This window comes from Beutenbergia cavernae DSM 12333 (assembly GCF_000023105.1).
GTDB lineage: Bacteria > Actinomycetota > Actinomycetes > Actinomycetales > Beutenbergiaceae > Beutenbergia > Beutenbergia cavernae.
Genome location: NC_012669.1, coordinates 1,551,397 through 1,568,674 on the forward strand (window position 1 = coordinate 1,551,397; position 17,278 = coordinate 1,568,674).

16 protein-coding genes and 1 pseudogene are annotated in these 17,278 nt (G+C 75.5%); 6 read left to right on the forward strand and 11 right to left on the reverse strand.

Annotated elements, in window-relative coordinates:
- Positions 1-75 precede the first annotated feature (75 nt).
- The 3 genes from BCAV_RS06830 to BCAV_RS06840 form a co-directional block, all read right to left on the reverse strand.
- Positions 76-1,314 carry an acyltransferase family protein gene (locus tag BCAV_RS06830; RefSeq protein ID WP_015881857.1) on the reverse strand — a complete coding sequence of 413 codons (1,239 nt, stop codon included), beginning with the start codon at positions 1,312-1,314 and terminating at the stop codon, positions 76-78.
- Positions 1,315-1,470: 156 nt separating this feature from the next.
- Positions 1,471-2,130, reverse strand: coding sequence for a response regulator transcription factor (locus BCAV_RS06835; protein WP_015881858.1), 660 nt, complete (start codon positions 2,128-2,130; stop codon positions 1,471-1,473).
- 10 nt (positions 2,131-2,140) lie between these two features.
- Positions 2,141-3,571, reverse strand: coding sequence for a sensor histidine kinase (locus BCAV_RS06840; RefSeq protein WP_015881859.1), 1,431 nt, complete (start codon positions 3,569-3,571; stop codon positions 2,141-2,143).
- A 138-nt stretch (positions 3,572-3,709) separates the two neighbouring features.
- On the opposite strand from BCAV_RS06840, the gene BCAV_RS06845 reads away from it, so the two are divergent.
- Positions 3,710-4,933: a cysteine desulfurase family protein gene (locus BCAV_RS06845; RefSeq protein WP_015881860.1), complete on the forward strand. Its 1,224-nt coding sequence runs from the start codon at positions 3,710-3,712 to the stop codon at positions 4,931-4,933.
- Here the strand turns inward: BCAV_RS06845 and BCAV_RS06850 are convergent.
- On the reverse strand, positions 4,911-5,981 hold the full coding sequence (locus BCAV_RS06850) for an NAD-dependent epimerase/dehydratase family protein (protein ID WP_187292857.1): 1,071 nt from the start codon (positions 5,979-5,981) through the stop codon (positions 4,911-4,913). The genes BCAV_RS06845 and BCAV_RS06850 overlap by 23 nt on opposite strands.
- A gap of 127 nt (positions 5,982-6,108) precedes the next feature.
- Between BCAV_RS06850 and mnmA the strand changes: the two genes are divergently transcribed.
- Positions 6,109-7,251 (forward strand): tRNA 2-thiouridine(34) synthase MnmA, encoded by a 1,143-nt coding sequence (mnmA, locus tag BCAV_RS06855; protein WP_015881862.1) that lies wholly within the window; start codon positions 6,109-6,111, stop codon positions 7,249-7,251.
- The gene (locus BCAV_RS06860; protein WP_015881863.1) at positions 7,248-8,321 is read left to right on the forward strand and encodes a uroporphyrinogen decarboxylase/cobalamine-independent methonine synthase family protein; all 1,074 of its coding nucleotides are present in this window, start codon (positions 7,248-7,250) and stop codon (positions 8,319-8,321) included. Before mnmA ends, BCAV_RS06860 begins: the two co-directional genes overlap by 4 nt.
- Before the next feature lie 48 nt (positions 8,322-8,369).
- Here BCAV_RS06860 and BCAV_RS06865 read toward each other — a convergent pair whose 3' ends face one another.
- Entirely contained in the window at positions 8,370-8,696 is a 327-nt protein-coding gene (locus BCAV_RS06865; RefSeq protein ID WP_015881864.1) for an antibiotic biosynthesis monooxygenase family protein, read from the reverse strand.
- Positions 8,697-8,966: 270 nt separating this feature from the next.
- Here BCAV_RS06865 and BCAV_RS23525 point away from each other — a divergent pair.
- A pseudogene (locus BCAV_RS23525) lies at positions 8,967-10,211 on the forward strand (DUF222 domain-containing protein); the annotation flags it as partial.
- 975 nt (positions 10,212-11,186) lie between these two features.
- Here BCAV_RS23525 and BCAV_RS23175 read toward each other — a convergent pair.
- Positions 11,187-12,002: an MBL fold metallo-hydrolase gene (locus tag BCAV_RS23175; RefSeq protein WP_015881866.1), complete on the reverse strand. Its 816-nt coding sequence runs from the start codon at positions 12,000-12,002 to the stop codon at positions 11,187-11,189.
- Positions 12,003-12,069: 67 nt separating this feature from the next.
- Between BCAV_RS23175 and BCAV_RS06875 the strand changes: the two genes are divergently transcribed.
- Complete coding sequence (locus BCAV_RS06875) at positions 12,070-13,131, forward strand: DUF4037 domain-containing protein (RefSeq protein ID WP_050761684.1); 1,062 nt, start codon at positions 12,070-12,072, stop codon at positions 13,129-13,131.
- Here BCAV_RS06875 and BCAV_RS06880 read toward each other — a convergent pair.
- A complete protein-coding gene (locus BCAV_RS06880) occupies positions 13,104-14,669 on the reverse strand; it encodes an MFS transporter (protein ID WP_015881868.1) in 1,566 nt (521 codons plus the stop codon). The two genes, BCAV_RS06875 and BCAV_RS06880, sit on opposite strands and share 28 nt — an antisense overlap.
- A 90-nt stretch (positions 14,670-14,759) precedes the next feature.
- On the opposite strand from BCAV_RS06880, the gene BCAV_RS06885 reads away from it, so the two are divergent.
- Positions 14,760-15,431, forward strand: a complete 672-nt coding sequence (locus BCAV_RS06885; protein ID WP_015881869.1) for a TetR/AcrR family transcriptional regulator — start codon at positions 14,760-14,762, stop codon at positions 15,429-15,431.
- A gap of 1 nt (position 15,432) precedes the next feature.
- On the opposite strand, the gene BCAV_RS06890 is transcribed toward BCAV_RS06885, so the two are convergent.
- From BCAV_RS06890 to BCAV_RS06905, 4 genes are read right to left on the reverse strand one after another with little or no spacing between them, the layout of a single operon-like run.
- Positions 15,433-15,981, reverse strand: coding sequence for a hypothetical protein (locus BCAV_RS06890; RefSeq protein ID WP_015881870.1), 549 nt, complete (start codon positions 15,979-15,981; stop codon positions 15,433-15,435).
- Positions 15,978-16,385 (reverse strand): hypothetical protein, encoded by a 408-nt coding sequence (locus BCAV_RS06895; RefSeq protein WP_144016736.1) that lies wholly within the window; start codon positions 16,383-16,385, stop codon positions 15,978-15,980. The genes BCAV_RS06890 and BCAV_RS06895 overlap by 4 nt, the downstream gene beginning before the upstream one ends.
- A 29-nt stretch (positions 16,386-16,414) precedes the next feature.
- A complete protein-coding gene (locus BCAV_RS06900) occupies positions 16,415-16,900 on the reverse strand; it encodes a hypothetical protein (protein WP_015881872.1) in 486 nt (161 codons plus the stop codon).
- A complete protein-coding gene (locus BCAV_RS06905; RefSeq protein WP_015881873.1) occupies positions 16,897-17,274 on the reverse strand; it encodes a hypothetical protein in 378 nt (125 codons plus the stop codon). The genes BCAV_RS06900 and BCAV_RS06905 overlap by 4 nt, the downstream gene beginning before the upstream one ends.
- Positions 17,275-17,278: the final 4 nt, after the last annotated feature.

Genomic DNA, 17,278 nt, shown 5'->3' on the forward strand with positions numbered 1-17,278 from the left:
CTGAACCCCTCGAGTGCGTGACCTCTCCCGCGACACGCGCGGGCGCGGCAGGAGAGATCACGCACTCGGGGAGGGTCAGGCCCGGCGGTTCTCGACGAGCGCGGCGCGAGGGCCCCGTTCAGGACGTGCGCCGCGGCTGCCCTCGAACCGCCCGAACACCGCGACGAGCCCGCCGAGCACGAGAGCGAACGCCCCAAACCAGCCCGGCCTGCTGAGCCACCACTCGAGGCTCCACGAGCTGGGGAGCTGGGACCCGGCGCCCACGAGCACGACGCCCACCACGACGAACATCGCCGTGAGGTGCCACAGGTAGAGGGTCATCGACCGCGCGCCGACCCACGCGAGCGCGGCGGCCCCGCGTCCCGCCGCCGTCCACGCCAGGAGCCGTTCGCGCAGCAGGAGCACGGCGCACACCTGGGCGAGCGCGAGCGCGACCACCGGCGCCGTCGGCGGGCCGAGGTTCGAGATCGCGTCTCCCGGCATGCCGATCATGCTCGGCGGGTACGGGCCGAGCGACACGAGGGCGACGAGACCGGCCAGACCGGCGCCGAGACCCGCCCAGAGGACGCCGCGCCGCACGCTCGCACCCGTGCGTCGGGCCAGCGCGTACGCGATCCCGAGCACGTACGGCACCGCCCACACGGCCACGAGGTTCGCCCAGGCGAGGCGGTCGGCGCCGGCGGCGAACCGCAGGAGGTCGACGGCGAGCGGCAGCGCGATCACACCGGCGACGAAGGCGCGCCCCCACCGGCGGTACGCCGCCAGGAGCGCGGGGGCGAGCGCGAACAGCATGACGTCGACGGCGAGGAACCACAGCAGCTGAGGCGCGATCCGCGCGGCCTGCGCGACGGCGTCGTCCGGCACCCCCAGCACCGGCAGGAGCAGCGCCGCCGCGACCCACGTCCCGACGAAGGCGAGCACCGGCACAGCGAGCGCGCGCACCCGGCCGGCCACCACCCGCGGCCATGCCCGGGCCAGCCCGCCCGCCGGGTGCCGCGCCGCCCGGAAGGCCGCTGAGGCGCCGGCCGCGAAGAACAGCAGCGGGAGCACCTGCAGCACCCAGGTGAGCACCCACGCGGCGCCGTGCCCGAGGGCGTTGCCGATGCGCAGGTCCATCCCGTCCCAGGTCGCCTCTGGCATGAGCCAGTGGACGGTGAGCACGGAGAGCGTGCCGAACGTGCGGACGGCGTCGACGAACCGGTCGCGGGTGCGGGTGGTCGCGGCCGGGGCGGGGGACGCGAGCGCGGTACGCGGCCGCTCGAGCACCGCCGGTGGGCGCAGGGAGGTGACGGGTGGGGCGTCGACGACGGCCACGGGAACGCTCCTCGAGGCTGGGGGACAGGTACCCCTCGAGCCTTCCGATCGGCGCCGTGACGCGGCATGGGAGACGCCCCCGACCCGTCCCGGATCTTCCCCCGAGCCCTCCCCGGTGCGTCCCGACCTCCGGTGCGGGGGATGTCCCCCTTCTGCTCAGCCGCGCAGGTAGCGCAGCACCGCGAGCACGCGCCGGTGGTCGGCGGCGTCCGGGGGCAGGTCGAGCTTGTCGAAGATCGCCGTCACGTTCTTCTCCACGGCGCCGTAGGAGAGGAAGAGCTGCTCGGCGATGGCGCCGTTGGAGCGGCCCTCGGCCATGAGGGCGAGGACCTCGCGCTCGCGGGGGGTGAGCCGGTCGAGGCCGTCGCCGCGCCGCGAGCCCATGAGCTGGGTGACGACCTCGGGGTCGAGCACGGTCTGGCCGTCGGCGATGCGGGTCAGCGCGTCGATGAAGTCGCTGACGTCGGCCACGCGGTCCTTGAGCAGGTACCCGGCGCCGCGCGCGTTGCCGCTGAACAGCTCAGTCGCGTAGCGCGTCTCGACGTACTGCGAGAACAGCAGCACGCCGACGTCGGGGTACCGCTCCCGCAGCATAAGCGCGGCGCGCAGGCCCTCGTCGGTGAACGTGGGCGGCATGCGGATGTCGACGACGGCGACGTCCGGTTGCTCGGGCGGCGTCGCCTCGTGGAGACGGGCCACCTCGGCGACGAGCGCGTCGCCGTCACCGACGGCGACGACGTCATGGCCCCGCCGCGCCAGGAGCGCGACGAGGCCGTCCCGCAGGATCGCGGAGTCCTCGGCGATGACCACCCTCATGCGAGGCCCGTCATGCGGAGACGCTCATCGGCAGCAGCACGGTCACCACCGTAGGCCCGCCGGCCGGGCTGACGACGTCGAAGGTCCCGTCCACGGCGCGCACCCGCTCCGCGAGGCCCGCGAGGCCGGACCGGTGCCCCTTCGCGTCCGGTTGCGTGATCGCGGCGCCCCCGCGGCCGTCGTCACGCACCCGCAGCCGCAAGGAGGTGCCCTGCTGCTCCACGAGCACGTACACGCCGCTGGCGCCGGCGTGCTTGACGGCGTTGGTCACGAGCTCGGCGACGCAGAAGTACGCGATCGTCTCGACGGCCGGCGCGGGCTTCGCGCTCGCGTCGACGTCGACGGTGACCGGCAGCGGGGAGCGGGCGGCGAGCGTCTCGAGCGCGACCGCGAGGCCGGCGTCGAGCGCGGGCGGGTGGATGCCGCGGGCCAGCTCGCGCAGCTCCGCGATCGCCTCCTTGGTGGAGGCGTGCGCGTTCGAGACCAGGTCGACGAGCTCCGGGTCGGTCTGGGTCGTCGTCAGCTGCTCCTTCGCCTCGCCGAGCTGCATCGCGACGGCGACCAGGCGCGCCTGGGTGCCGTCGTGCAGGTCCCGCTCGATGCGGCGCAGGCGGGCGTCGGCGTCGTCAGCCATCGAGCCGCGGGCGTGCTCGAGGTCACGCACCCGCAGGCTCGTGAGCGTCGGGCCGAGCAGGGCCACGACGAGCAGCCGGAACAGCTGGGCGAAGGCCCGCTGCACCTGCGGCCACAGCAGCAGGAAGAGCACGCCGACGAGCACGAGGCCGGCCTGACGGATCGGTGTGTCGATGAAGAAGTCGAGGCCGAACGAGGCGCCTCGGTGCCAGGTGCCGTCGCCGGCCTGCTGGAGCGGCAGCCAGCGGGACCAGATCCAGTGCGTCATCGCGCCGAGCCCGGTCGCGAGGAACGTCCACGACAGCACGAAGCCCGCGATCGCGAGCGGGAACGTCACGATCAGGAACAGGACCGCTCGCCACCCCGGCCCGTCGAACAGCATCGACCGCAGCCGGCGCCAGAACCCGGTGGCGAGCCTCCGCTCGACCGGGGCCACGACGTCGATCCCGAGCATGCTCGAGGCCATCGACCGGTACGTCGCTCCCCATCCCCGCGCCCCGATCACGAGGCCGCCGGCCACGAACAGGCCGACGACCGTCACCAGCAGCCCGGCGAGCACCGACACGGTGAACAGGGCGTAGGCGAGCGCGAACGGGGCGAGCAGCAAAGCGAGGTTGAGGAAGCCGAACTCGCTCCAGGCGCGGCGCGTGAACGGCCCTCGCAGGAACGGCAGCTCTTCGCGGCGGTCGACGAACCGGGGGTCGAGGCGGATCGCCGGCGTGGGCGGGATCGTCGTTGTCTCGGCGGCCGACGCCGCATCGGGGGTTCCCGGCCGCGGGAGCGGCTCGGTGGGGGTCACGGTGGACATGGTGGCAGGTCTCCTTCACAGGGGCATGGCCCGACTACTGCTCACCGAGTCTCGACGCCGACGGCGTCCGGCGGCAGGGAGCGCTCCGCCGCCTTCGTACGGGGGATGTCCCCACCAGCGCTCGTAGACTCGAACGCCATGAGGCCGCAGACCTACCTGGACCACGCGGCGACGACGCCGGTGCTCCCGGAGGCGATCGCGGCGTTCGCCGAGGAGGCGGCGCGGCTCGGCAACCCGTCGTCGACGCACGGGCACGGCCGGGCGGCCCGGGCGAGCCTCGAGACATCGCGCGAGCGCATCGCCGCGGCGCTGGACGCCGACCCGGCCGAGGTCCTCTTCACGGCGGGGGGCTCCGAGGCGGACACCCTCGCCGTCACGGGTGCCTACCTGGCGCGCGCGGAGGCGAACCGCACACGCGTGGCGATCTCCGCCGTCGAGCACGCGGCGGTGATCGAGGCGGCGCACGACCTCGCCCGGCGGCACGGGGCCGCCGTCGTGAAGCTGCCGGTGGACGGCGCGGGGGTGCTCCGCCTCGACGCCCTCGGCGCGGAGCTCGACGCGCACGCCGACGCGCTCGCGCTCGTGTCGGTGATGTGGGCGAACAACGAGGTCGGCGCCCTGCAGCCGGTCGACGGCGTCGTGGCGGCCGTGCGGGCGGCGTGCGGTGGCGCCGTCGCCGTCCACTCCGACGCCGTCCAGGCCGTCGGGCACGTCCCCGTGACGTTCGTGGGCTCCGGGCTCGACGCGCTCACCCTGTCCGGCCACAAGCTCGGCGCCCCGGCGGGCATCGGGGCGCTCCTCGCCCGGCGCTCACTGGCGTTGGCGCCGGTGATCGCCGGCGGCGGTCAGGAGCGCGGTGTGCGCTCGGGCACCGTCCCGGTGGCGCTCGCGGCCGCGCTCGCCGTCGCCGTCGAGACGGCCGTGCGCGACGTCGACGGCGAGCGCCGGCGGCTCGGCGCGCTGCGGGACCGGCTCGCGGCCGGCGCGCTGGCTGCCGTGCTCGACGCGCGCCTCGACGGACCGGACGGCGACGCCCGCCTTCCCGGGCACGTCCACCTGACGATCCCCGGCGTCGACGTCGACGCGCTGCTCTTCGGGCTCGACTCGGCCGGCGTCTCGGCGTCCGCGGGATCGGCGTGCCACGCGGGGGTGACCCAGGCCTCGCACGTGATGCTCGCGATGGGGGCGTCGCCGGCGGACGCCCGGAGCGTGCTGCGACTGACGCTGGGGCGGACGTCGACGGATGCCGACGTCGACGCGGTGCTCGCAGTGCTCCCGGGGGCCGCCGAGCGTGCCCGCGCCGCGGGACTCGTGGCGGCCCGCGCCCGCGGCCCGGCTCCTACGCCTCGCCGGAGCGGGTGAGCGGCGGCGTCCAGCCCTCCCGCCGGACGGCGATCCCCGCCGCCGCCTCGCGCAGCACGTCGGCGCCGCTGCGGACGGCGCGCCATGCGAGCCGCTGCTGCGCGCGCTGGGAGTCCAGGACCGGAGTGTGCGCGAGCGTGTCGAGCCAGTCCGGCGCCGCGGGCACGAGCCGCGCGTGCCACGCGAGCGTGTGGCCCACCCGGGCGACCTCGAGCGGGAGCTCGACGAGCCGCTCGGCCCCGAGGGCGTCGGCGACGTCCGCGCCGCGGAGCACCTGCGGTGCGGCGACGTTGAACGGGCCCGGCATGCGGCGCTCGACGGCGGCGAGGTAGGCGGCGGCGACGTCGTCGGCGTGCACCACCTGGATCCGGAGGCCCTCCGGCCACACGAGCGCCGGGAGGTGCCCGTCCCGGAGGCCGAAGCGGGGGACGCCGAAGCCGAGGAACGCGCGGACGAACGCCGCTCCCACCGACTCCTGCAGCGTGATCGCCGGGCGCAGGCTCGTGACTGTCGTGTCGTGGTGCCGGGCGGCGAACGCTTCGAGCATGTTCTCGACGGCCACCTTGTCGGCGCTGACGGCGCTCCCCGGAATGCCGGTGACCGGCCACGACTCGTCGCGCGGGGCGTCGTCGTCCGCCGGCGCGTACGCCGCGTGGGACGAGGCGACGACGACGTGGGGGACGCCGCTCCGCGCCGCCGCACCGAGCACGGCCGCGGTGCCGCGCCGGTTCGTCCGGCGCAGCGTCGCGGCGTCGTGGCTCGGCTGGTGCGCCCAGGCGAGGTGGACGACGGCGTCCGCGCCGCGCAGCAGGGCGACGAGACGCTCACCCTCCGGAGAGCCGGGAGCCGCCGCGGCGACGTCGAGCCGGTGGTGCTGCACGACGGCGGAGCGCGGGGTGCCCGCGCCAGGCGCGCCGCCGCGGGAGGCGAGGCGGCCGGGACCGCGCCGGGAGACGACGTCGAGCTGTGTGACGGGACCCGGCGAGCGCACCGCCCGCAGCAGCGCTGTCCCGACGTTCCCCGTTCCCCCCACGACGACGATCCTCATCCCCACAGCGTCCCAGGCCGCGCCGGGGGCCGCAGTCGCAGCCGGCTCGTACACTCGGTGATGTTCCTGACACGGCGGGCGGCCCGCCGTCGTCCATGGCCGACCACCCACCCGAAGGGCGAGAAGGATGCGCGTGCTCGCGGCTCTCTCCGGCGGCGTCGACTCCGCCGTCGCCGCCGCGCGCGCCGTCGACGCCGGCCACGACGTCGTCGGCGTCCACATGGCCCTCTCGCGCACCCGCGCGCAGCACCGCACCGGCTCGCGCGGCTGCTGCTCGATCGAGGACGCCTCGGACGCCCGGCGCGCCGCCGACGTGCTCGGCATCCCGTTCTACGTCTGGGACCTCTCGGAGGAGTTCACGGACACGGTCGTCGCGGACTTCCTCAGCGAGTACGCGGCCGGCCGCACCCCGAACCCGTGCGTGCGCTGCAACGAGCACATCAAGTTCTCCGCGCTGCTGGACCGAGGGCTGGCACTGGGGTTCGACGCCGTCGCCACCGGGCACTACGCGCGGATCGAGCGGGGTGCGGCGGGCGTGCCCGAGCTGCACCGCGCTGCCGACGCCGCGAAGGATCAGTCGTACGTGCTCGCCGTGATGGGGCCGGAGCGGCTGGCGCGCTCGCTGTTCCCGCTCGGCGAGGTGCCCACGAAGGACGCCGTCCGGGCCGAGGCCGCCGCGCGCGGGCTGTCGGTCAGCGCGAAGCCGGACTCCTACGACATCTGCTTCGTCGCCGACGGCGACACGCAGGGCTTCCTGCGCTCTCACCTGGGCTCCCAGCCCGGCCCGGTCCTCGACACCGACGGCCGCGAGGTCGGCGCCCACGACGGCGCCTACGCGTTCACCGTCGGCCAGCGGAAGGGGCTGCGGCTGCCGCGGCCCGCCGCCGACGGCCGCCCGCGCTACGTGGTCGACGTCCGGACCGCCAGCAACACCGTCGTCGTCGGCCCCGCGGAGCTGCTCAGCGTCCGCGACGTGCTGGGGGAGCGGCCCGTGTGGCTCGCCGAGGAGCCGCACGAGTGGACGGACGCGACGGTGCAGGTGCGCGCGCACGGGGCGGCCCTGCCGGCCCGGATCCGGACGGTGACCGACGACGACGGCGCCTCGCACCTGGCGGCCCGTCTCGCCGAGCCGTTGCGCGGGCTCGCCGCCGGTCAGTCGGTGGTGGCGTACGACGGCACGCGCGTGCTCGGGCAGGCGACAGTCGCTGCCACCGGGCGCGACGCCGTCGCCGCGGCACCGGCCCTCGCCGGCGTCGGCAGCACCGCGTGACCGGGATCGGCGGCCTCGGCCCCTGGCCGGGCACGGAGCCGTTCCCCGCGCAGCAGCAGGTGCTCGACGTCCTCGCCGCAGCGCCGTCCGGCGTCGAGGGCATCCCGCACCTCGTCACGCTGCCCGGCCGCGGCCCGGGAGGCGAGGCGGTGGGCCGGGCGCTCGCGCTCTCCGAGTCGATGCCGGCGACGCTCGAGCCGCACGGGTGGCGGCTCGGCCTCGTCGGGGACCACACGCTGCGCCGGGCGCGCTCGTGGCTCGCCGAGGACGTCGAGGCGCTCGGGCTCGCCGCTTCCGGCTACTCCGGCCCGCTGGCGCTGCCCGTGCTCGGGCCGTGGACCCTGGCCGCATCCACATGGCTGCCGCGCGGCGAGCGCGTGGTGAGCGACGCCGTCGCGGTCCGGGACGTCGTCGCCGCGCTCGCCGCCGGAGTGCTCGACCACCTCGCCGCCGTGAGCCGCGCCCTGAGCTGGGCGACGATCCTGGGCGGCGAGGCGCCGGCGCAGCCGCCGGGCGAGCCAGCGGCGGCCGGCGGGGCGCCTCGGTTCACTGTCGTGCTCGCGGAGCCGCGCCTGGACGCGGTGCTGCACGGAGCGGTGTCCTCGTTCTCAGGCGTGTCGCGGCTGGCGTCGGTCGAGCCCGGCGTGGTGGCCGGTGCCGTGCGCACGCTGGTCGAGGCGTGGGCCGACGTGGCGGACGTCGTCGTCGTCGCGCCGGGCGACGCGGAGACGATCCGGACAGTGCGCTCGGCCGGGGTCGCCGGTCTGGCTCTGGACGTGCCGCGGCTCGGCGGCGCGGCGTGGGACGCCGTCGGCGAGGCGATCGAGTCCGGCCTGCGGCTGTGGGCCGGTGTCGCTCCGGCCCGGGGCGACGGCGCGGCGCCGCGGCCGGACGACGTCGCCCAGGTGCTGCTCGAGCCGTGGCGGCGGCTCGGTCTCGCCTCCGAGGGACTGGACGCCGTCGTCCTGACTCCGCGCTCCGGGCTTGCCGGGGCGTCACCGGCGGCGGCGCGCGCCACGCTGGACGACGTCGCGCGCGCCGCCGCGGCGCTGGGTGAGCTCGTCGCCTAGGACTGCGAGGGCCAACGCGCACGGGCTCGACCCGGCTCGATCACGACCTCAACGCGGGCCGGCCGGGCCGTAGGACCGCGTCACGGTCGCGACCCGCACTTGGTAGTCCTCGTACCAGACGTCCCGCCCGCGCTGCTGGGCGACGAGGTGCTCGGCGACCCGCTTCCACGCCGCAGCCGCCGCATCGTCCGCCCAGTACGAGACGGTGATCCCCAGGTCGTCGCGTGCGGACTCGATGCCGAGGAAGCCTGGCTCCTGCAGGGCCCGCTCCTCCAGGCGAGCGGCCATGCGGCCATAGCCGCGGTCACCCTCGGTGCGCAGCGACGTGAAGATGACCGCTGTGTAGGGCGGCTGCGGGGTCTCGGCGATCGGCACAGCGCGACACTAGGGGACACACCGGCTCTTCCGAGGCGGACCGTGCGTCGGCGGCGGGCGTGTCACGCGTGGCTGCGCCGGGGTCTTGGGGCGGGTTGGGGCGTCTGGGACGAGAGGGCTGGGGACGACGGCGGCCGGTGGCTCGATCGGCTGGGTCGTAGTGCGGGGGCATTCCCTCTTGGATGGCCTGGTCTGGCACAGCGAAATCTTGAGCCTGTGTTCGAATGCGAACGCTTGTCCGAAGGGGCTCGGCGTGGGAGAATCGTTCGTATGTTCGACGACGTCGCGACTGAGCGGCCGGGTGGCGTACCTCCCCGCGGCCCGCTGCTCGATGTGCCCGCGCTCCCGGCGCGGTTCGCCGAACAGGACGCGGCGGAGGCGAGGTTCGCGGCGGATGACCCCGACGGGTACGCGGCGTGGGTCGACGAGGAGATCGCAGCGATCCGGCGAAGCGCGATCGGCTGGGACGAGTGGGAGGCCTGGGAGCCGGAGGTCGATGCCGGTTCTCCGGGCGCATCCACGGCTCCGACCGCCGGTTCCGCCGACGCGCCCACGGCTCCGGCCGCCGGTTCTCCGGGCGCATCCACGGCTCCGACCGCCGGTTCCGCCGACGCGCCCACGGCTCCGGCCGCCGCCGACCTGGAGATCGAGGCGCTGGGCACGCCCCTGGTGGCGCCGAGTCCGCTCGCAGACGGGCTCAACGCCGCTGATGCGGCCCGGTGGCGGCTGCGCGGTGACGCGCCGGCGCCGGACGCTGCGGCGCTCCGGGCGTGGCTCGGCCGCGGTCCGGGCGTGGGGTCGCTGCGGGTGCTCACGGAGCTGGACGCGGTGAAGCTCGCACCGGACGCGCTCGTGGAGGCCCTTGCCGGGTGGCACCAGCTGGAGGCGTACGCCGCGGCCGGGGTCCGGGCGCTGGCCGCCGAGCTGGCGACCCGGGCGGAGATGAATCCGCCCGCGCTCGCCCAGCACTCCGCTCGGGGGTGCGTCGCGGGGGACGAGATCGCCGTCGCTCTCGGTGTGTCCCGGCGCAGGGGCGGAACGCTCGTCGCCGAGGGAGAGGCGCTCGTCGGTCCGCTCGCCGACGTCGGGGAGGCGCTCGCGGCCGGTCGCGTCGACGCCGGCAAGGCCAGGATCTACACCACGCTGCTCGGTGACACGGACTACGACACGATCCTCGCCGTCGTCGACGCGACGCTGCCACGGGCGCCGGAGCTGTCGCACCACGCACTGGAACGGGTCCTGCGCACGGCGCTCACGCAGGCGCTCGGAGCCGACGCAGCCACGCGGCACGCGCACGCGCGCGCCGGCCGGCGCCTGGACGCGCCGAGGCCGTTGGCGGACGGGATGGCGAAGCTCGTCGCCGTCCTGCCCGCGCCAGACGCGATCACGATCCACGCGACCTGTGACGCCGCTGCCCGGGCCGCCCGCGCCGGCGGCGACGAGCGCACCCTGGACCAGCTCCGCGCCGACACCCTGGTTCTCCTCGCTGAGCACGCCATGCGCACAGGCTCGGTCGGCGGGTGCCCCGACAGGGCAGCGAGCGACACCGCCGACGGGCGCCGCGACGACGCCGAGACCGGCGGCGAGCGCCGCGACGACGCCGAGACCGTCGGTGAGCGCCGCGACGACGCCGAGACCGTCGGTGAGCGCCGCGACGACGCCGAGACCGTCGGTGAGCGCCGCGACGACGCCCAGACCGCCGACGGGTGCCGCGACGACGCCCAGACCGCCGACGCCGGTCCGGCAGACGGGTGCGCGGAGCCCGCCGACCCCTCGGCCACCGCTCCGGATGCGTCCGAACCCCGGTCGCCGGTGATGTGGCTGGCCCGCACGGGCGGTGCGCCCGTGACGGTCCAGGTCACGGTGGCCGCATCGACGCTGCTCGGTCTGGACGAGGCGCCCGGAATGCTGGCGGGGTACGGCGCGATCGACGCCGTCACCACGCGAGCGCTCGCGGCCGGGGGCACATGGCGGCGGATCGTCACGGACCCGCTGTCCGGCACGGTCCTCGACGTCGGCACCACGACGTACCGGCCCCCGGCCGCGCTCGCGCGACACGTTCGCGCCCGGGACCGGCACTGCGTCGAACCGTCGTGCCTGACGTCGGCGGAGGCGTGCGATCTCGACCACCTCGTCGAGTACCCGCACGGGCCGACGAGCGCGCACAACCTCGCGCCCGCCTGTCGTCGCTTCCATCTCCTCAAGACGCACGCCGGATGGACCATCGCGCGTCACGACGACGGGTCCTACACCATCACCACCGCGACTGGGCAGACTCGCATCGTTCACCCGGAGGGCCTCGTACCGCCCACCCGTCCCGAGGCGCCACCTCCGCCCGCCGCGACGCCGCTCCCGCCCGCCGGCAGGCCGCCGACGCCCGCGCCGTCGCCGCCCGCGACCGCGTGGCAGGACGACCCCGGCGACCCGTATCCCGGCTCTGACGAGCGCCGACCCACCCACCCGCCCGGAGCCCGGCGAGCCGCCGCCGTTCTAGGTGAGGTGGTCGAAGTCCCCGCGCACCCACGCCGCGTGGCGCTCGGCCGAGGTCTGGACGACGGCGCTCGCGTCCGCGGGGATGACGCCCTCGAAGTTGTTGTACAGGTGCTCGAACGGGAATCGGCCCACGTGCTCGGCCACGCGCAGGACCACGGCTCCGGACAGCGGGATCCGGTTCGGGTAGCTGCGCATGAAGCTGACGGACGTGCGGTCGGGGTTCGCGAAGATCGTGTCGCCGGAGAGGAGCACCCCGCGACCGTCCGCGCCGGCTGCCCAGTGCGCGACGGCGCTCCCGGGGAAGTGCCCTCCCGGCTGCGTGAGCGTGATGCCGGGGAGCACCTCGAGGTCGCCGGACCATGGCCGGATCACGGGGTCGGGCCGCGCGACCCACTCCATGTCGGCCTCCGCCACGAGCACAGGCACGTCGCCGAGCCGCCTGCTCCACTCCACCTGGACGCCGAACATGTGGGGATGCGACGCCGCGATCGCCACGACGGGGCCGAGCGCGCGCACCTGCTCGACGACGTCGTCGTCGAGGTAGCCGAGCGGGTCCCACAGCAGGTTCCCGGACGGCGTGCGCACCACCTTGCTCTGTTGCCCGATCCCGACGCGCGGCAGGCCCGTCACGCCGATCAGGTCCGGCTCGAGCTCCTCGAACGCGGCGCTCGTCCCGCTTGCGGCGAGCTCCTCGAGCGACGTCCAGAGCTGCCCCTGGGCAGGAACCCACTGACGCTCGTCGGCGCAAATCGCGCAGACGTCCACCCGTTCGGCGTGCTCGACGGCGCACGTGGCGCAGATCACGAAGGTCATGGCACCAGAGTGCCAGGTTCGCCCAAAGGGCTCGACGTGGGCCGTCGTCGTCCGCTCTGCTGGTCACGTGAACGACGACGACATGCCGGGTTCTGAGCTCGCCCGCCGCTTCCACGACGACGTCGTCGGCCCGCTCGTCGGGACCCGCTTTCCCGGTCTGCGCTACGCGGCGGGCCGCTGGGGCTCGGGGTCGGACGTGCTCGGCCTCGACGACGCGCAGAGCCGGGACCACGACTGGGGCGCGCGTCTCGCGCTCGTCGTCGACGACGCCGACGCCGCCGCCCTGCCCGCCCTCGACGCCGCCCTCGCGGACGGGTTGCCCGAGACGTTTCTCGGCCGGCCGGTGCGGTTCCCCACGACATGGGACCCGTCAGCGACCCACAAGGTCCAGCTCGACACCGTGCACGGCTTCGCGAACGGGCACCTCGGCGTCGACACGCGCGGCGGGCTGGAGGACATCGACTGGCTCTGCGTCACCGGCCAGGGCGTGCTCGAGGTGGTCGCCGGCCCCACGTTCGTCGACACCACTCGCGAGCTCGAGCCGCTGCACGCGTCGCTCGCCCGCTATCCCGACGGCGTCGAGGCCTACCTGCTGGTCTGCGGCTGGCACCGCCTCGGGCAGGGGATGCATCTCGTCGGCCGGGCGGCGCAGCGCGGCGGCGACGTCGCCTGGCGCGTGCTCGTGGCAGGCCTCGTCGACGACGTCGTCGGCCTGGCGTTCCTGCTCGAGCGACGCTGGATGCCGTACCCGAAGTGGCGCGACGTGCTCCTCGCGCGCCTGCCGATCGCCGGCGACCTGACGGCGTCTCTGGGCGCGGCGCTCACGGCCACGGACTGGCGCTCGGCCGAGGACGCCCTCGCCGACGCGACGGACGTCCTCGCGCGCGTCCAGCGCGGGCGAGGCCTGCCGGCTCCGGCGTCCGGCACCCAGCCGTTCTTCGACCGGCCGTTCCGCACCGTCCCCGACGACTGGGTCGGTGCCATGCTCGACGGCGTCCCGCCCGATCTCGCGGCGCTCCCGCGGGTGGGATCCGTCGAGCAGTGGGTCAGCTCCGTGGACGTCCTCGCGAGGCCCGCGAACCGCGCGGCGATCGCGGCGGCCTACCGCGCCTGGCTCGAGTCCGCGTAGGCGCCCGACCGCCCCCGCCGCAGCAGGATCGGGGCCACGACGGCGAGCACCGCGAGCACGGCGGCGCCGACGAGGGCGCTGGCCCGAAGGCCGTCGACGAACGCGACCCGCGCGAGCTCGGTGAGGGCCTCCGCCGCGTCCCCCGGCAGCCGGGCGGCCACCTCGAGCGCCGTCGCCAGGCCGGACGTCACGGCCGCCACGGCGTCGGCCGGAAGGTCCGTAGGCAGTCCGGAGCTCATCGAGGTGCGGTACGCGGCGGCGGCGACCGAGCCCAGCACGGCGATGCCCAGCGCGGCACCGAGCTCGTTCGCCGTCTCCGACAGCGCAGACGCCGCGCCGGACCGGCTGGGGCTCACGCTGGCCACGACGAGGTCGGTGGCGAGCGCCATGATCCCGCTGATCCCGGCACCGATGAGGGCCGCCCCGATCACGGACCGCGCCAGCCCGTCGTCCACGGGCGTGCCGCTGAACACGACGAACCCCACCGCCGCCACCCCGGCGCCGACCCCGACGATGGCCGCGCTCGGCACGCGCGACGAGAGCGTTGTCGCGACGACGGCGAACCCGCCCACGGCCGCCAGCACGGGCAGGAGCCACAGCGCCGCCGTCAGCGGGCTCAGCTCCAGCACGAGCTGCAGGTACTGGCTGTGCGTGAGCATGACGCCGACGAGGGAGAACATCGCCAGCGACCCGGCGACGAGCGCTGCGCTGAACCGGCGCGAGGCGAACAGCGACACGTCGACCAGGGGTGTCGCGAGCCGTCGCTGCCGGGCGACGAACCCCGCGCCGCACGCCAGGCCGGCCCCGGCGGCGGCGAGCGCCGCCGGCGTCACGGCGCCGTGCTCCGCGACGGTCTTGATCGCCCAGACGAGCGGCAGGATCGCCGCGAGCGACAGGACGGCGCTGAACAGGTCCAGCCGGTCGGGTCGCGGGTGCCGATACTCGGGCACGACGAGCGGGGTCACGATGAGGAGCCCGACGAGCACCGGCACGTTCACGAGGAACACCGACCCCCACCAGAAGTGCTCGAGCAGCACCCCGCCGGCGATCGGTCCGAGCGCCGAACCGCCCGCGAACCCGGCCGTCCAGATCCCGATCGCGCGGGTGCGTTCGCCGTCGTCCGGGAACATGTTCCGGATGAGCGACAGGGTCGAGGGCATGAGCGTGGCCCCACCGACTCCCATGAGGGCGCGGGCGGCGATCAGCACGGGGGCCGACGGCGCGAACGCGGCGAGCAGCGACGCGACGCCGAACACGACGGCGCCGAGCATGAGGAGGCGGCGCCGGCCGATGCGGTCGCCCACGTTGCCCATGACGATGAGCAGCCCGGCCAGCAGGAACCCGTAGACGTCGAGGATCCACAGCATCTGGCTCGCGGTCGGGTCGAGGGCCTGCGCGATGGACGGGATCGCGAGGTACAGGATCGACATGTCCATCGAGGTCAGCAGCACGGGCAGGAGCAGGACGGCGAGGCCCCACCACCGCCGCCGGTCGGGCGGCGCGCTGCGGTGGGCGGGCGCCGGGGCGGTCTCGGGCACGGCATCTCTCCTCGAACTCAACGTGCGTACGGTGTACGCGCTCGTGCGTACACCGTACGCACGCACCTAGGATGTGCGCAAGGAGGACCGATGCCGCGCACCCCCGTCCGCACGCTCGGCCACGACGCGATCGTGGCCGCCGCCGTCGAGCTCGCCGACGCCCAGGGCATCGACGCCGTCTCGATGCGCCGTGTCGCCGAGCAGCTCGGCGCGGGCACGATGTCGCTGTACCGCCACGTCGCGACGAAGGACGAGCTCGTCGCGGCGATGGTGGAGCGAGTCACCGACGCCTACGCGTACCCCGACCCGGCCGGCATGGACTGGCGGGCACGGATGCACGCCATGGCCCGGCGCGAGTGGGACATGTACGTCGAGCATCCGTGGGTGCTCGTGGTGCTGGCGACGGCGACGCCGCCGTTCGGCCCGGCGTCGTTCCGCGCGATGGAGTGGGCGCTCGCCGCGCTCGAGCCGCTCCGCCTCGCTCCCGAGGACGCCGGTGCCGCGATCATGACGGTGACGAACTACCTCCAGGGGAGCGCGCGAGTCGTCCTCGGGCGTCCGCAGCGCGACGACGCCGAGGAGCTGCTGGAGAGCGTCGACCCAGGAACGCTGTGGCGCGAACGGCTGTCGGCGGTCGAGCTGGCCGACTACCCGCGGCTGCGGGCCCTCATCTCGTCACCGTTCCTGCGGGATCCCGCCGCGTGGTTCGAGAACGGCCTCGACGTCGTGCTGGACGGCGTCGCCGCGCGCGCCCGCTCCTGACTCACCAGCCGAAGAACGGCACCCCGGCGGCGTCGGGCACCACCGCGAGCAGCACCACCAGAGCGATCGCCGCGACGGCGAGCCAGACGATCGCGCGGAGGGGTCGGTGCCGGGCGTTCGCGATGACCCGGGTCGACGCGACGAAGGCGGCCAGACCCGCGACGAGCGGGTAGAGCACGCCGAGCGTGCCCTGGGTGCCGTCCGTGCACACGGGGTAGCTCCATCCCTCGGTGTCGCAGCCGGTGACGGTGACGTTGACGACGACCGCGACGGCGGCGGGGACGGCGATGCTCGCGAGGAGAGCGAAGACGCCCAGCGCGGTCAGGATGCCGGAGCGCGACGGCGGTCGCCGGACCGAGAAGACCTGGTCCAGCGGCGGCGCGACACCGTACGTCTCCTGGACCCGTGCCGGGGCGGGCTGCGGTGCGGCGGGCGCGGCCGGCGCTGGGGCGACGCCGTACGGCTGGCCGGGCGCGACGCCGTACGGCTGGCCCTGCGGTGGGGGCGGCGGCGTCTGCGGGACCTGCCCGTAGCTGGGGTCGAACGTCATGAGCCGGCTCCGATCACGAGGGCGCCGGCACCGACGAGCGCGAGGAGGAGTCCGATCAACGGGCGTGTACGCGCGTCGACGATCGCTCCGATCGCGGCGCTGAAGGCGACGGCGGCGGCAAGGATCGGCGTGAGGAGCCAGCTGGTGACCACGTCCCCGGTCAGGCAGGCGGCCTGGTCGGCGGCGCAGACCGCCTCGAGCTCGTCGAGCGCGGCCTCGGCCCCGGAGCCGATGAGCACGAACGGCAGCACGAGCGACGTCAGCAGGACGAGGACGCCCAGGAGTCGCGCGAGCACACGCAGGCCGCCGCTCCCGGGCTCGGCGAGGGCGGCGTGCTGCCCGGCCATGGTGTTGACCTGCCCGCCGGTCGACGGCTGGCCGCCGGGCGGCATCTGGCTGGTCATGGGCTCAGCGTAGGCGAGGGCGACGCCGGTCAGCCGAAGTAGGGCACGCCGGCGAGGGCGGGCACCAGCGTCACGAGTGCGATGAGCGCGATCGCCGTCACGCCGAGCACGGAGCCGGCTCGCTGCGGGCGGCGGCGAGCGTTCGCGAGCGCGACGATGGAGCCGATGACGGCCCCGAGGCCCACGACGGCCGGCACGAGCGCGCCGAGCAGCCATCCCGTGCCGGCCGTGCATACCGGGTAGGTCCAGGAGTCCGACGCGCATCCGGCGGTGGCGAGACCGAGCACGACCATCACCGAGGCGGGTACGAGCACGCCCGCCTGGAGCATCAGCACGCCCAGCGCGGCGAGCACGCCGGCGAAGGGCGCGGGTGCGTCGTCGTCCGGTCCGGTCGGGGAAACGGGCGACCCGACCGGCGACGAGACGGGAGCCGGCGACCTGATCACGGCGCCGGCGGGGACGACGCCGGGCCGGGCGGGACTGCCCGGCGGGTACTGGGGCCTGCCGGCGCTCACAGCACCACCCAGGTCACGACGATCGCCGCGACGCCGACGCCCGCCATGACGAGCGCCGTCGTCGGCCGCCTGCGCGAGTCGACGAGAGCCCCCACGCCCGCGCTGATCGCGACGGCACCCGCGACCACGGGGCGGACGATCCACGCCGTCACGATCTCGCCGGTCAGGCAGGCGACGCCCTGCCCGGCGAGGCACAGGAGCGAGAACATCAGCGCGTCCGTGCCGCCCATCGCGAGCCGCACCCAGGGGTAGGCGGCGCCGGCGACGAGCAGCACGATCCCCACCACCCGGGCACCCACGCCCCACGGCGTCAGCGGCACCGGCGTGCGTCGTGTCGGCGGCGCGGGCCACGTCGCTGGCTGGGCGGAGGACATCGAG

Coding starts and splice junctions, on each gene's coding strand:
- BCAV_RS06835 (WP_015881858.1), bottom strand. CDS start 2,130: ATGAGGGTGGTCATCGCCGAGGACTCCGCGATCCTGCGGGACGGCCTC.
- BCAV_RS06840 (WP_015881859.1), bottom strand. CDS start 3,571: ATGTCCACCGTGACCCCCACCGAGCCGCTCCCGCGGCCGGGAACCCCC.
- BCAV_RS06845 (WP_015881860.1), top strand. CDS start 3,710: ATGAGGCCGCAGACCTACCTGGACCACGCGGCGACGACGCCGGTGCTC.
- BCAV_RS06850 (WP_187292857.1), bottom strand. CDS start 5,981: ATGAGGATCGTCGTCGTGGGGGGAACGGGGAACGTCGGGACAGCGCTG.
- mnmA (WP_015881862.1), top strand. CDS start 6,109: ATGCGCGTGCTCGCGGCTCTCTCCGGCGGCGTCGACTCCGCCGTCGCC.
- BCAV_RS23175 (WP_015881866.1), bottom strand. CDS start 12,002: ATGACCTTCGTGATCTGCGCCACGTGCGCCGTCGAGCACGCCGAACGG.
- BCAV_RS06885 (WP_015881869.1), top strand. CDS start 14,760: ATGCCGCGCACCCCCGTCCGCACGCTCGGCCACGACGCGATCGTGGCC.
- BCAV_RS06890 (WP_015881870.1), bottom strand. CDS start 15,981: ATGACGTTCGACCCCAGCTACGGGCAGGTCCCGCAGACGCCGCCGCCC.
- BCAV_RS06895 (WP_144016736.1), bottom strand. CDS start 16,385: ATGACCAGCCAGATGCCGCCCGGCGGCCAGCCGTCGACCGGCGGGCAG.
- BCAV_RS06905 (WP_015881873.1), bottom strand. CDS start 17,274: ATGTCCTCCGCCCAGCCAGCGACGTGGCCCGCGCCGCCGACACGACGC.